Annotated in this window: 12 protein-coding genes; 6 read left to right on the forward strand and 6 right to left on the reverse strand. The window is 68.3% G+C overall.

The genetic code is table 11. The annotated features are described in order from the left end of the window. Positions 1-10 precede the first annotated feature (10 nt). The 4 genes from mrdA to ACSFBC_RS23255 form a co-directional block, all read right to left on the reverse strand. Entirely contained in the window at positions 11-1,978 is a 1,968-nt protein-coding gene (mrdA, locus tag ACSFBC_RS23240; protein WP_435512685.1) for a penicillin-binding protein 2, read from the reverse strand. 70 nt (positions 1,979-2,048) lie between these two features. Then, positions 2,049-2,570: a rod shape-determining protein MreD gene (gene mreD, locus ACSFBC_RS23245; RefSeq protein WP_435512686.1), complete on the reverse strand. Its 522-nt coding sequence runs from the start codon at positions 2,568-2,570 to the stop codon at positions 2,049-2,051. Next, positions 2,567-3,550, reverse strand: a complete 984-nt coding sequence (gene mreC / locus ACSFBC_RS23250; protein ID WP_435512687.1) for a rod shape-determining protein MreC — start codon at positions 3,548-3,550, stop codon at positions 2,567-2,569. The genes mreD and mreC overlap by 4 nt, the downstream gene beginning before the upstream one ends. Before the next feature lie 147 nt (positions 3,551-3,697). Beyond that, entirely contained in the window at positions 3,698-4,741 is a 1,044-nt protein-coding gene (locus ACSFBC_RS23255; protein WP_140844795.1) for a rod shape-determining protein, read from the reverse strand. A 221-nt stretch (positions 4,742-4,962) separates the two neighbouring features. On the opposite strand from ACSFBC_RS23255, the gene gatC reads away from it, so the two are divergent. Genes gatC through gatB form a run of 3 tightly spaced genes read left to right on the forward strand, consistent with a single transcriptional unit; the run spans position 4,963 to position 8,242 of the window. Continuing rightward, a complete protein-coding gene (gatC, locus tag ACSFBC_RS23260) occupies positions 4,963-5,262 on the forward strand; it encodes an Asp-tRNA(Asn)/Glu-tRNA(Gln) amidotransferase subunit GatC (RefSeq protein ID WP_435512688.1) in 300 nt (99 codons plus the stop codon). Next, the gene (gatA, locus tag ACSFBC_RS23265) at positions 5,259-6,749 is read left to right on the forward strand and encodes an Asp-tRNA(Asn)/Glu-tRNA(Gln) amidotransferase subunit GatA (RefSeq protein ID WP_435512689.1); all 1,491 of its coding nucleotides are present in this window, start codon (positions 5,259-5,261) and stop codon (positions 6,747-6,749) included. The genes gatC and gatA overlap by 4 nt, the downstream gene beginning before the upstream one ends. 2 nt (positions 6,750-6,751) lie before the next feature. Then, positions 6,752-8,242, forward strand: coding sequence for an Asp-tRNA(Asn)/Glu-tRNA(Gln) amidotransferase subunit GatB (gene gatB, locus ACSFBC_RS23270; RefSeq protein WP_435512690.1), 1,491 nt, complete (start codon positions 6,752-6,754; stop codon positions 8,240-8,242). Between the two features lie 18 nt (positions 8,243-8,260). Here gatB and ACSFBC_RS23275 read toward each other — a convergent pair whose 3' ends face one another. Together ACSFBC_RS23275 and pyrE are read right to left on the reverse strand one after the other, a co-directional pair. Then, the gene (locus ACSFBC_RS23275) at positions 8,261-8,935 is read right to left on the reverse strand and encodes a DUF4124 domain-containing protein (RefSeq protein ID WP_435512691.1); all 675 of its coding nucleotides are present in this window, start codon (positions 8,933-8,935) and stop codon (positions 8,261-8,263) included. A gap of 30 nt (positions 8,936-8,965) precedes the next feature. Beyond that, entirely contained in the window at positions 8,966-9,646 is a 681-nt protein-coding gene (gene pyrE, locus ACSFBC_RS23280; protein WP_435512692.1) for an orotate phosphoribosyltransferase, read from the reverse strand. 11 nt (positions 9,647-9,657) lie between these two features. On the opposite strand from pyrE, the gene ACSFBC_RS23285 reads away from it, so the two are divergent. From ACSFBC_RS23285 to ACSFBC_RS23295, 3 genes are all read left to right on the forward strand, one after another. After that, the gene (locus ACSFBC_RS23285; protein ID WP_435512693.1) at positions 9,658-10,461 is read left to right on the forward strand and encodes an exodeoxyribonuclease III; all 804 of its coding nucleotides are present in this window, start codon (positions 9,658-9,660) and stop codon (positions 10,459-10,461) included. A gap of 460 nt (positions 10,462-10,921) precedes the next feature. Continuing rightward, on the forward strand, positions 10,922-11,419 hold the full coding sequence (locus ACSFBC_RS23290; RefSeq protein WP_435512711.1) for a sigma-70 family RNA polymerase sigma factor: 498 nt from the start codon (positions 10,922-10,924) through the stop codon (positions 11,417-11,419). Continuing rightward, positions 11,416-12,018, forward strand: a 603-nt coding sequence (locus tag ACSFBC_RS23295) for a FecR domain-containing protein (RefSeq protein WP_435512694.1), incomplete at its 3' end; no start/stop codon positions are given. The genes ACSFBC_RS23290 and ACSFBC_RS23295, both read left to right, overlap by 4 nt.

Raw genomic sequence — 12,018 nt, forward strand, 5'->3', positions numbered from 1 at the left:
TGAACAGGCCCTATGGCGCCGCGGCCGGGCCCGACGGCGCCGGCCAGGCGATCTCGCTCGCCATGCGCGGCTTGCCGATGGGCGCAGTGGCCTTGCCGATGCGCACGGCCGCCATGTCGGCCTCGCCCGGGTACTGGTTCAGCAGCCAGTAGTCGAACACGCGGCGCGCGATCGGCGCCGCGGCACCGGCGCCCCAGCCGGCGTTCTCCACGATCACGGCCAGCGCGATCTTCGGATCGTTGGCCGGCGCGAAGCCTATGAACAGCGCGTGGTCGCGCTGGTGCTCCTCGAGGGCACGGGCGTTGTATTTGGTGTTCTGCGCCTGCGTCACGGCCTGCGCGGTGCCGGTCTTGCCGGCCGCGCCATAGCCGGCGCCCGCGAACACGCCGCGCGCGGTGCCGCTGGTGATCACGCTGGTCAGGCCTTCGCGCACGACCGCCACGTTGGCCGCCGAGAAGCCCAGGTTTTCCGCGGGCGGCTGGATCGTCGACTTGACCTGGCCGGTGACGGTGTCGCGCACCGCCAGCGCCAGGTGCGGCCGGTGCCGCACGCCGCCATCGGCCACGATCGCCGCGGCCTGCGCGAGCTGCAGCATGGTGAAGTTGTTGTAGCCCTGGCCGATGCCCAGCGAGATGGTCTCGCCCGCGAACCACTTCTTCTGCTCGGGCCGCTTGTAGGCGTTGCGCTTCCACTCGGTGCTGGGCAGCACGCCGCGCACCTCGCCGCCGAGGTCGATGCCGGTGATCTGGCCGAAGCCCAGCGGCTTCATGAAGTCGTGGATCCGGTCCACGCCCATCTCGTTGGCCAGGGTGTAGTAGTAGACGTTGCTCGACACCTGGATCGAGCGCCGCATGTCGAGGTTGCCCAGGTTGCCTTCGGGGCTGCCGAAGCGGTGGCCGCCGAAGTTGAAGAAGCCGGGGTCGTTGACCAGCACGTTGGGCCCGCGCGTGCCGGTCTCGAGTGCGGCCAGCGCCATGAAGGGCTTGTAGGTCGAGCCTGGCGGGTAGGTGCCGCGCAGGGCCCGGTTGAGCAGCGGCTTGTCGAGCGATTCGCTCAACTCCTTCCAACTCTCGGTGTCGATGCCTTCGACGAACAGGTTGGGGTCGAAGGTCGGCTTGCTCACGAAGGCCAGCACCGCGCCGGTCTTGGGATCGATCGCGACCAGCGCGCCGCGGCGGTCGCCGAACATGTCCTCGATCAGCTTCTGCAGCTTGATGTCGAGCGACAGCATCACCGTATCGCCCGGCGTCGACGGGTGGCTGGCGAGCCGGCGCACCGCGCGCCCGCCAGCCGAGGTCTCCATCTGCTCGACGCCGGTCTGTCCGTGCAGCGTCTTCTCGTAGCTCTGCTCGACGCCGAGCTTGCCGATGTGGTCGGTGCCCTTGTAGTTGGCGATCTCTTCGTCGTCCCAGTCTTCCATCGCTTCTTTTTCGCGCTGGTTGATGCGGCCGATGTAGCCGAGCACGTGGCTCGCGACGTCGCCGTTGGGATAGTTGCGGAACAGCCGCGCCTTGATCTCGACGCCGGGGAAGCGATAACGCTGCGCAGCGAAGCGGGCCACTTCCTCGTCGGACAGGCGCGTGCGGATCGGCACGGAGTCGAAGCTGCGCGAGTCTTCCCGCAGCCGCTTGAAGCGGCGCCGGTCGCGCGGCGTGACCTCGACCACCTCGGCGAGTGCGTCGATGGTTTCCTCGACCTTGCCGGCCTTCGAGGGCGTGATCTCCAGCGTGTAGGCCGAATAGTTGGAGGCCAGCACGATGCCGTTGCGGTCGAGGATCAGGCCGCGGTTGGGCACCACCGGCACGATCGCCGTGCGGTTGCTCTCGGCCTGCTCGGCCAGGTCGGCGTGGCGCACGATCTGCAGGTAGACCAGCCGCGAACACAGCAGGCCGAAGGCGCCCAGCACCACCAGCCCGATCACGATCACGCGCCGCTTGAAGCGGGCGAGGTCGGCGGCGACGTTGCGGATTTCGGTCATGCGGCGTAGAGGCTACGCGCCGCCTGCGCAGGCATCAAGCCACGCACGGCACACGCGAAGCCGAAAGCACTCATAGCGGCCGATTGGCGTCCGGGTCCGGCGTGCGCCGCTGCGGCGCCAGCAGGATCACGCTGACCAGCGGCCACAGCAGCGCCTCGAGGGCCGGCGCGATCAGCAGCGTCCAGCCCGGGAACACGCCGCCGCCGATCATGCGGATCACGAGTTCGATCAGGTGCGACAGCGCGAACAGCGGCAGCACCTGCAGCGACTGCGAGACCACCGAGTACCAGAGGATGCGCCGGTGGCCCATGATCGCCAGGAAGCTCAGCGTGGTGTACGACAGCGCATGCTGGCCCAGCAGCGCCGACTGGTGCACGTCCATGCACAGGCCGAACGCGAAAGCCGCGCCGATGCCGATCCGCGCGGGCTGATGCACGCTCCAGAACACGATCACCAGCGCCAGCAGGTCGGGCGCCCAGGCACCGCGGCCCAGCGGCACCATCGTGATCAGGAAGGCGACGATCAGGCTGCCCCAGATGAAGATCGGGTTGACCGGCAGCAGCAGCTGCTGCTGCCCGGGACGCATGATCATGGCGCCGGCCTTCCCCGGCCACGGGCCGGTGTGGTGGGGGCCAATGCCGCGGACGCCGCGGTCTTCGGCTTGTCGTTCGTCTTCGCGCCGGCCGGCGCCGAGGCAGCGGCGGCCGCCGGCACCGGCGTGCCCACGGGCGTCAGCACGAGCACGTAGCGCGCCGCCGTCACGCCGGCGAGCGGCAGGCAGTAGATGCGCGCGAAGCCCGAGTCGGCGCGCCGCTCGATGCGCTCGATCTTGGCCACCGGCAGGCCGGCCGGATACACGCCGTCGACCCCGCTGGTCGCGAGCAGGTCGCCTTCCTGCAGATCGGCATTGGCGGCCATGAAGCGCAATTCCAGGCCGCCGCCATGGGCGCTGGCGTCACCGAAGGCCACGCTGCGCGCGCCGGTGCGGGCGTTCTGGACCGGAATGGCGAGGTCGCGATCGATGACCAGCGTGACCTCGCTGGTGAACGGCTGCACCTGTGTCACCTGGCCCAGCACGCCGTGCTCGTCGATCACCGGCGAACCGGCCTCGACGCCCTGCGACAGGCCCTGGTCGATGACGATCTTGCGGGTGTAGGGGTCGGCTGCGTCGTAAAGCACTTCGGCCGCGCGGCCGGGCGTGCGGGTGGTCTGGCGCAGCGCGAGCAACGCGCGCAGGCGCTCGTTGTCGATGGACAGCGTGTCGGCCTGGCTCGCGCGCTCGGCCTGCAGCGCCAGCGCGCGGCGGGCCTCGGCCTCGTTGCGCTGCGCGACCTGCAGGTCTTCCATGTAGAGGCCGCCCTGCGCGAACAGCTGCACCGGCTTGAGCGCCAGCCACTGGACCGGATAGAGCACCGCACCGACGGTCGCGCGCAGTGGCCGCGTCAGGTGGAAGCGTGCGTCGGCCACCATCAGGAACAGCGCCAGCGCGCTGAAGAAGATCAGCTTGCTCAGCGCCGACGGCCCCTGGCTGAAGAGGGGCGGTGCGGAGCGATCGAGGGTGCCGAGTGGCATGACGCTTTATGCCACGAGTGGCGCGGGCCTGGAGCGAAGGGGCTTCGGACTTGTTTCAGGGCAGCCGCGGAACCGGCTTCGCCGGGCCGCTGGCTGCGCCCCCGGCAGGGGGTGGGAGCGCAACGCGCGACCTGGGGGCGAGCAACATTATTCGCTGGTGAAGATGCTGCCCAGCCGGTCCATGCGCTCCAGCGCGATGCCGCAGCCGCGCACCACGCAGGTCAGCGGGTCTTCGGCCACCAGCACCGGCAGGCCGGTTTCCTCGGCCAGCAGGCGGTCCAGGTCGCGCAGCAGCGCGCCGCCGCCGGTCAGCATCATGCCGCGCTCGGCGATGTCGGCGCCCAGTTCGGGCGGCGTCTGCTCGAGCGCGTTCTTCACCGCCGAGACGATGTTGTTGAGCGGATCGGTCAGCGCTTCCAGCACTTCGTTGCTGCTGATGGTGAAGCTGCGCGGCACGCCTTCGGACAGGTTGCGGCCCTTGACTTCCATCTCCTTGACTTCGGAGCCCGGAAAGGCCGAACCGATGGTCTTCTTGATGACTTCGGCCGTCGGCTCGCCGATCAGCATGCCGTAGTTGCGGCGGATGTAGTTGATGATGGCCTCGTCGAAGCGGTCGCCGCCGACGCGGACGCTGCCCTTGTAGACCATGCCGCCCAGCGAGATCACGCCGACTTCGGTGGTGCCGCCGCCGATGTCGACCACCATCGAGCCGCTGGCTTCGGACACCGGCAGGCCGGCACCGATGGCCGCGGCCATGGGTTCCTCGATCAGGTAGACCTTGGTCGCGCCGGCCGCTTCGGCCGCGTCCTTGATCGCGCGGCGCTCGACCTGGGTCGAGCCGCAGGGCACGCAGATGATGATGCGCGGGCTCGGTGCGAGCAGCGAGCGCGGATGCACCATCTTGATGAACTGCTTGATCATCTGCTCGGTGATCACGAAGTCGGCGATCACGCCGTCCTTCATCGGGCGGATCGCCTCGATGTTGCCGGGCACCTTGCCCAGCATGGCCTTGGCTTCGCGGCCAACGGCCTGGATCACCTTCTTGCCGTGGGGGCCGCCTTCATGGCGGATGGCTACGACCGACGGCTCGTCCAGCACGATGCCCTTGTTACGGGCGAAGATGAGGGTGTTGGCGGTGCCGAGATCGATCGCGAGGTCGGTCGAAAAGTACCGACGGAAAGCTCCAAACATGTGGAATTCCTCTGAAGCACGGCATGCGCATCGGCATGTCGTCGCTTATTTTGTGGTCGTCTGACGGGGTGGATTGATCTGTTTTTGCAGCAAAAGCCAGCGCGTTCGCGGGGGTTGCGGCAAAGGCGGGATAATACCCGAATCCCCTGGCTTTCCCTTGCTTTCGACCCCCTCGCAGGGCCGGTTTAGCCGCCGTTTCGCTCGATTTAGCTCGATTTCTCATGTCACTCACCTCTTCCGATATCGCCCGCATCGCGACGCTCGCGCGCCTGCAACTGGCACCCGACGAAAGCGCGCGCATGCAGGGCCAGATCAACGGCTTCTTCGACCTTGTCGAAACCATGCGCGCGGTCGACACCACCGGCGTCGAGCCGCTGGCCCATCCGGTGGCTGCCATCGAGGACATCACGCTGCGCCTGCGCGAGGACGTGGTGAGCGAACCCGACAACCGCGACGCCAACCAGAAGAGTGCGCCCGCGGTCGAACGCGGCCTGTTCCTCGTCCCCAAGGTGATCGAATGAGCGCCGCGCTGCACCAACTCGGCGTGGCCGGCCTGGCCAGGGCGCTGGCGGCACGCGAAGTGTCGGCCGTCGAAACGGCCCAGCATTTCCTGAACCGCATCCAGGCCCAGCCCGCGCTCGGCGCCTTCGTCGCGGTCGATGCCGACGCCACGCTGGCGCAGGCCCGCGCCGCGGACGCGCTGATCGCGACCGGCAACGCGCCCGCGCTGGCCGGCGTGCCGATCGCGCACAAGGACATCTTCGTCACCACCGACTTCCCGACCACCGCCGGCTCGCGCATGCTGGCGGGCTACCGCTCGCCCTTCAATGCGACCGTGGTGCAGCGCCTGGCCGACGCCGGCGCGGTGACGCTGGGCAAGCTCAGCTGCGACGAATTCGCCATGGGCTCGGCCAACGAGAACGTGGCCGTGCCGGCCGTGGGCGGCGACGCCGTGGTGCCGGTGCGCAACCCCTGGGACACCAGCCGCATCCCCGGCGGTTCTTCGGGCGGCAGCGCCGCCGCCGTGGCCGCGCGCCTGGCGCCGGCCGCCACCGGCACCGACACCGGCGGCTCGATTCGCCAGCCGGCCTCGTTCTGCGGCATCACCGGCATCAAGCCAACCTACGGCCGCGCCTCGCGCTACGGCATGGTGGCTTTCGCCTCCAGCCTCGACCAGGCCGGCCCGATGGCCCGCTCGGCCGAGGACTGCGCGCTGCTGCTGTCGACCCTGTGCGGTCCCGACCTCGACCGCGACTCGACCTCGATCGATCGCCCGGCCGAGGACTATTCGCGCACGCTGAACGGCTCGCTCGACGGCCTGCGCATCGGCGTGCCCAAGGAGTTCCTGGGCGACGGCGTGGCGCCCGGCGTGCGCGCCGCGGTCGATGCGGCGCTGGCCGAGTACGAGAAGCTGGGCGCGAAGCGCGTGGCCATCACGCTGCCGCGCACCGAGCTGTCGATTCCCGTGTACTACATCCTCGCGGCGGCCGAAGCGTCGAGCAACCTGAGCCGCTTCGACGGCGTGAAGTTCGGCCACCGCGCCAAGGACTACAAGGACCTGGCCGACATGTACGGCAAGACGCGCGCCGAAGGCTTCGGCGACGAGGTCAAGCGCCGCATCATGATCGGCACCTACGTGCTGTCGCACGGCTATTACGACGCCTACTACCTGCAGGCGCAAAAGGTGCGCCGCATGATCGCCGACGACTTCCAGCAAGCCTTCGCGCAGTGCGACGTGATCGCCGGCCCGGTGGCGCCGACCGTCGCATGGAAGCTCGGCGAGCACGGCGGCGATCCGGTCGCCGACTACCTGGCCGACATCTTCACGCTGCCCGCCTCGCTGGCCGGCCTGCCGGGCATGAGCCTGCCCGTCGGCTTCGGCGAGCACGCGATGCCCGTGGGCCTGCAGCTCATCGGCAACTACTTCGCCGAAGCGAAGCTGCTCAATGCCGCGCACCGCTTCCAGCAAGCCACCGATTGGCACACCCGCACGCCCGAGGGCACATGACGATGAGCGAACCCGTGAACTCCTTCGAAGAACAACAACAGGGCCGCCCGACCGGCCCGCTGGTGCAGGGCTATGAGGTCATCATCGGCTTCGAGACCCATGCGCAGCTCTCGACCGCGTCGAAGATCTTCAGCCGCGCCTCGACGGCCTTCGGCGCCGAAGCCAACACCCAGGCCTGCGCGGTCGACATGGCGCTGCCGGGCACGCTGCCGGTGATGAACAAGGGCGCGGTCGAGCGCGCGATCAAGCTCGGCCTGGCGCTGGGCTCGACCATCGCGCCGCGCAGCGTGTTCGCGCGCAAGAACTACTTCTACCCCGACCTGCCCAAGGGCTACCAGATCAGCCAGTTCGAGATCCCGGTCGTGCAGGGGGGCTCAGTGTCCTTCCTGCTGGGCGAGGAGACCAAGACCGTGCGCCTGGTGCGTGCCCACCTCGAGGAAGACGCGGGCAAGTCGCTGCACGAGGACTTCATCGGCCAGTCGGGCATCGACCTGAACCGCGCCGGCACGCCGCTGCTCGAGATCGTGACCGAGCCCGACATGCGCTCCACCGCCGAGGCCGTGGCCTATGCGAAGGAGTTGCACAAGATCGTCACCTGGATCGGCATCTGCGACGGCAACATGCAGGAAGGCAGCTTCCGCTGCGACGCCAACGTGTCGGTGCGCAAGCCCGGAGACAGGCTGGGCACGCGGCGCGAGATCAAGAACCTGAACAGCTTCAAGTTCATGCAGCAGGCGATCGACTACGAGATCCGCTGGCAGATCGAGGAGATCGAGGACGGCCGCAAGGTGCAGCAGGCCACGGTCCTGTTCGACCCCGACACCGGCGAGACGCGTGCGATGCGCACCAAGGAAGACGCAGCCGATTACCGCTACTTCCCCGACCCCGACCTGCCGCCGCTGGCGATCGCGCCGGAGTGGGTCGAGCGTGTGCGGGGCGAGATGCCCGAACTGCCGCGCGCGATGGCCGAGCGCTATGTCGCGAGCCACGGCCTGTCGGCCTATGACGCGGCGCAGCTCACGCAGAGCACCGCGCTGGCCGGCTACTTCGACGCCGCCGTGGCCGCGGGCGCCGCGCCCAAGCTGGCCAGCAACTGGATCACCGGCGAGATCGCGCGGCGCCTGAACACGCAGGACATCGCCATCACCGAGGCCCCGGTGGGCGCCGCGCAGCTCGCGACGCTGATCGTGCGCATCGGCGACGGCACGGTGTCGAACAACGCCGCGCGCCAGGTCTTCGAGGCGCTGTGGACGGGCGAAGCGAGTGACGTCGATGCGGTGATCGAGGCCAAGGGTTTGAAGCAGATGAGCGATTCCGGCGCGCTCGAAGCCATCATCGATGGCGTGCTCGCGACCAACGAGAAGAACATCGCCGAGTACCGCGCGGGCAAGGACAAGGCCTTCAATGCGCTGGTCGGCCAGGTGATGAAGGCCAGCCAGGGCAAGGCCAACCCGGCGCAGGTCAATGCGCTGCTGAAGACGAAGCTGGGCTGAGGCCGCGGGCCCGGGCGTTCAGCGCCCGGCGCCGGCCCCCGCGGGCGCGGTGGCGGCCCACAGCGGCCGCAGCCGCACGCGCTCCTCGTCGAAGCGCGCATTCACGCGCTTCTTCTCGTCGTCCTGCGCGGCGATGAAGCGGTTCTGGATCGCGACGCTCTGCTCGTTGTCCTCGAGCTTGCGGCGCAAGGACGGCGGCGCCTTGCTCACGTCCTTCTTGTAGAACTCCATCTCGTCGTCGACCGACTGGCGCTCCTTGCCCAGTTCGCTCACCCGCTTGCGTGCGGCATCGATCACGGTGTCGATCTGCTGCATGGCCTCGGCGCGCTCGCGCTCGTGGGTGGCGAGGTTGGGGTAGCGCATCAGCAGCGCGCGCTCGCGGCGGCGCTCCTCGTTGAGCCGCGCGGCCTGCTGCGCGGCCTGGCGGGCGCGGTCGTCGCGCTCGGCCTGTTCGCGCGCGGTGTAGGTGGGTTCGACGATGCGGCGGGCGCCGCTGGGACTCAGGGCGCGCTGCTCGCGATCGCTGCAATCGGCGATCGGGCGATCGGCCGTGAGCGTGCGGCCGCGTGCGTCGGTGCAGCTGTAGATGCTGCTCCCGGAAGGCGATGCAGTCTGCGCGGCGACGGTGCCGGCCGCGAGCAGCGGCAGCAGCATCGACCAGGCCCCGCAGCGGGTTCGATCTTGCAGTGCCATTCGTTCTCCCTCCAGTTGCAGAGTCGCGCCTCAGGCGCCGTAACGCTCCCTGTAAGCCAGCACGCCCGCACGGTGGACTTCGAGGTCCCCGGTGCCTTGCGTCGAGAGGTACTGTAGCAAGTCGTCCAGCGTGGCGATCGCCAGCACCTGCATGCCCAGCTGATCGCGGACATATTGCACGGCGCTGTGGGGCACGTCGACGCCGTTCTCGGTGGCACGCTCCTGGCGGTCGAGTGCGATGGCCACTGCATGGGGCGTGGCGCCGGCTGCGCGGATCAGCGCGATCGATTCACGCACCGCGGTGCCCGCGGACATCACGTCGTCGACGATCAGCACCCGCCCGCGCAGCGGCGCGCCGACCAGCGTGCCGCCCTCGCCGTGGTCCTTGGCTTCCTTGCGGTTGTAGGCGAAGGGCACGTTGCGGCCGCGGCGCGCGAGCTCGGTCGCGACCGTGGCGCCCAGCGGAATGCCCTTGTAGGCCGGGCCGAGGATCATGTCGAACTCGAGTCCGCTGGCGATCAGCCGCTCTGCATAGAATTCGGCCAAGCGCAGCATCTTCGCGCCGTCGTCGAACAGACCGGCGTTGAAGAAATACGGGCTCAGCCGGCCGGCCTTGGTCTTGAACTCGCCGAACCGCAGCACGCCGGACTCGATCGCGAATTGCACGAAATCCAGAGCCACCGCAGCGCCCGCCTCATTCACCTCAGCCATCAGGAATTCCTTTGTTCAAACTGACCAGTCTCAACCTCAACGGCCTGCGTTCGGCGACCACCAAGGGCGTGGCCGACTGGGTGGCCGAACTGGCGCCGGATTGTATTTGCATGCAGGAAATCCGCGTCCAGGCCAGCGACATCGAGGGCCGCTTCGAGCAGATGGCGGGCCTGCAGGGCCATTTCCATTTTGCGGAGAAGAAGGGCTATGCGGGCACCGCGATCTACACGAAGCATGCGCCCAGCGCGGTGGTGGTGGGCTGGGGCGATGCCGAATTCGATGCCGAAGGCCGTTATCTCGAACTGCGCTTCGACACGCCGAAGCGCAAGCTCTCGATCATCAGCTGCTACTTCCCCAGCGGCTCCTCGGGCGAGGAGCGCCAGGCCGCCAAGTTCCGCTTCCTGAAGGGCTTCTTCCCGCACCTGCTGGCGTTGAAGAAGGAGCGCGAGTTCATCCTGTGCGGCGACATCAACATCGCGCACCAGGAGATCGATCTGAAGAACTTCAAGGGCAACATGAAGAACAGCGGCTTCCTGCCCGAGGAGCGCGCCTGGATGACCCGCCTGCTCGACGCCGGCGCCGAAGGCGCGGGCCTGGTCGACGTCTACCGCAAGCTCAAGCCCGACACCACCGGCGACGCCTACACCTGGTGGAGCAACCGCGGCCAGGCCTATGCGAAGAACGTGGGCTGGCGGCTGGACTACCATTTGGCTTCTCCTGCCCTGGCGGAAAGCGCTCGTACCGTCGCCATCTACAAGGACGTCAAGTTCAGCGACCACGCACCGCTGACCATCGACTACGACTTCGACCTTTGATCAGACGAGGCCTCGATCCGCTTTGGGCCGAGGCTGTGTGAAAATTCCGCCGCGCCATACTTTCGGGGTCCTTGACCTCTTGGCACATTGAGAAACGCAACCTGAGCTCATTTGAGAGGTCGACTTTCTGGGTAGCCCCCACCGCCCGTGTTTTCACACAGCTCGGCCCAAACCGGCTGTACGGTTTTCCCCAAAGCAGCCGCACAGCCTTCGGCGTTTGGCCATGTATGAAGCCGCAACATCCGCTGGAGGTTGTGCGCCTCCACATGTCGCCTCATCACGCTACTCAGACGGCCCTGCACATGCAAGCGGCGCAGTCTTCCGAGGACTGAAGCGCGACCTGCTCACACGGGCCGGTGCCGGTGCGTCATGTTGCGGAAAGTGCTGGGGCTGCCCATAATGCGAGCCATTCTTATTTAGGTACCGGCCCTTGATCGGCCCTGTGCGGATCGTGAACCCCCTGCCTCCTGCGTCCCCTCATCCGGTCGAATCGCTCTACGCCGAACACCATGGCTGGCTGCAAGGGTGGCTGCGGCGCCAGCTCGGCAATGCCTTCGATGCCGCCGACCTGGCACACGACACCTTCGTGCGCGTCCTCGGCAAGAGCGGCCACGAACCGATCCGCGAGCCACGTGCCTACCTGACGACGATCGCAGGAGGACTGGTCGCCAGCCATTGGCGACGCCATGCGCTGGAGCAGGCCTGGCGCGAGACGCTGGCAGCGCGGCCCGTGGCCCTGGCGATCTCCGTCGAGGAGCGCTGCCTGATCCTTGAAACGCTCGAACGCATCGCACGCCTGCTCGACGGCCTGCCGACCCAGGTGCGCGAAGCCTTCCTGCTCTCGCAACTCGACGGCCTGAGCTATGCGCAGATCGCCGAACAGCTCGGCATCACCGTCAACGTGGTCCAGAAGTCCATGGCCCGTGCCTTGGCGCATTGCTACAAGGCGCTGTATTGAGCGCGCAGCTGTCCCCCGGGCCCGATGGCGGCGAGGCCGTGCCGGATGCCATCGTCGAGCAGGCCATCGGCTGGTATGTGCAGCAGGCCTCCGGTGCACACGACCGGCAAGACCCTGCAGCCTTCGCCCGTTGGCATGCCGCGCACCCCGACCATGCGCGCGCATGGCAGCGCCTGCAGGCCATGGGCCACCAGATCCGCGATGGCTCAGGCGGGTTCGAGCCGGCCATCGCGCGCAACACGCTCAACCGCGCAGCCAGCCTGTCCGCGCGCCGCCGCACGCTGAAAACGCTGATGTGGGTCGGCGCCGGAGGCGCCGCAATCTACCTGGTGCAAGACCCGCTGCCCCTGCGCAGCCGCATCGCGCAGGCCTGGGTCGACTGGCGCACCGCCACCGGCGAACGCCGTACCGTGGTACTCGGCGACGGGAGCACGCTGCTGATGAACACCTGCACCGCGCTCGATGTGCACTTCGGCGCGCATGAGCGCCGACTGGTCCTGCACCACGGCGAAATCATGATCGCGACGGCACGCGATCCGGCCGGTCGGCCCTTCGTCGTGGCCACGCGCGACGGCACGCTGACGCCGATCGGCACGCGC

This window comes from Variovorax frigidus (assembly GCF_051216515.1).
Lineage (GTDB): Bacteria > Pseudomonadota > Gammaproteobacteria > Burkholderiales > Burkholderiaceae_C > Variovorax.

What these genes read in the sequence shown, in the direction of transcription:
- mrdA (WP_435512685.1), bottom strand. Translation starts at nt 1,978, where the DNA reads ATGACCGAAATCCGCAACGTCGCCGCCGACCTCGCCCGCTTCAAGCGG.
- mreD (WP_435512686.1), bottom strand. Translation starts at nt 2,570, where the DNA reads ATGATCATGCGTCCCGGGCAGCAGCAGCTGCTGCTGCCGGTCAACCCG.
- mreC (WP_435512687.1), bottom strand. Translation starts at nt 3,550, where the DNA reads ATGCCACTCGGCACCCTCGATCGCTCCGCACCGCCCCTCTTCAGCCAG.
- ACSFBC_RS23255 (WP_140844795.1), bottom strand. Translation starts at nt 4,741, where the DNA reads ATGTTTGGAGCTTTCCGTCGGTACTTTTCGACCGACCTCGCGATCGAT.
- gatC (WP_435512688.1), top strand. Translation starts at nt 4,963, where the DNA reads ATGTCACTCACCTCTTCCGATATCGCCCGCATCGCGACGCTCGCGCGC.
- gatA (WP_435512689.1), top strand. Translation starts at nt 5,259, where the DNA reads ATGAGCGCCGCGCTGCACCAACTCGGCGTGGCCGGCCTGGCCAGGGCG.
- gatB (WP_435512690.1), top strand. Translation starts at nt 6,752, where the DNA reads ATGAGCGAACCCGTGAACTCCTTCGAAGAACAACAACAGGGCCGCCCG.
- ACSFBC_RS23275 (WP_435512691.1), bottom strand. Translation starts at nt 8,935, where the DNA reads ATGGCACTGCAAGATCGAACCCGCTGCGGGGCCTGGTCGATGCTGCTG.
- pyrE (WP_435512692.1), bottom strand. Translation starts at nt 9,646, where the DNA reads ATGGCTGAGGTGAATGAGGCGGGCGCTGCGGTGGCTCTGGATTTCGTG.